Below are 771 nucleotides of genomic sequence, written 5' to 3' on the forward strand. Positions count from 1 at the left end.
GATCAAATCGTCTATATTCACTCGATCGGAATTGATTATGATCATCGCCAATTCGTCTTGTACGTACAGCTCATCAACTTCAGCGGATTGGCAAAAGCAGAGTATGGCGGAGGAAGGCAGGTCGCAGCCGTGGCCATTGGCCGGTCAGCAGGAGAAACACCCGAAATAGCCGCCCATGAACTTTACACGTCCATTCAGCAAATGGTCTCGTGGGGACACGTCAAGAGTATTGTGTTTACGAAACGGGCGCTTAAAAAGGAAGTGGTGCGAGGAGTCATCGATTTATTAACGAGGTATCATGAGATCCGGCACACCATTTGGGTTTATGCGACTGACGCTTCATTGACTGATGTCTTTAAAGCTACTCCATTATTGCATGCTTCTTCGTATCTGTCCATGCTAACGAATCCGGAAGAACTTTTCAGGCAAAGCTCCTTCATTCGCCCGCTTCGGTTTAACCGTCTGATTGCGATCAGTGATGAACATAGCGCAACGCTTCGAATTCCGTATATTACCCTTGACCCTGCTAGTTGGACAGAAGATACGAAAAAAAAGAAAATGCTGTCCCTTAGCGGTGTGTGCTTTTTGCATGATTACGAACTACAACAATGCACGGACCGTGAGAAGCTGTTAGGGGTTCGTTGGACAGAACGGGATGTGATCCGAACGCCCATTTACGTGAAAGAAGGACGGCAAACGGTTGCCTCTCTTGTCGTTCGTCATCCGAAAGCGAAATGGTCGGTTCTTTCGACCAAAGATGGTCCTGCGTTT

Annotated in this window: 1 protein-coding gene; it reads left to right on the forward strand. The window is 47.6% G+C overall.

Translation table 11 applies throughout. The features are described from left to right. Positions 1-771: spore gernimation protein GerC (locus VU18_RS16885; protein ID WP_047758640.1), on the forward strand; the 771-nt coding region annotated here is incomplete at both ends.

This window comes from Geobacillus sp. ZGt-1 (assembly GCF_001026865.1).
Taxonomy (GTDB): Bacteria; Bacillota; Bacilli; order Bacillales; family Anoxybacillaceae; genus Geobacillus; species Geobacillus thermoleovorans.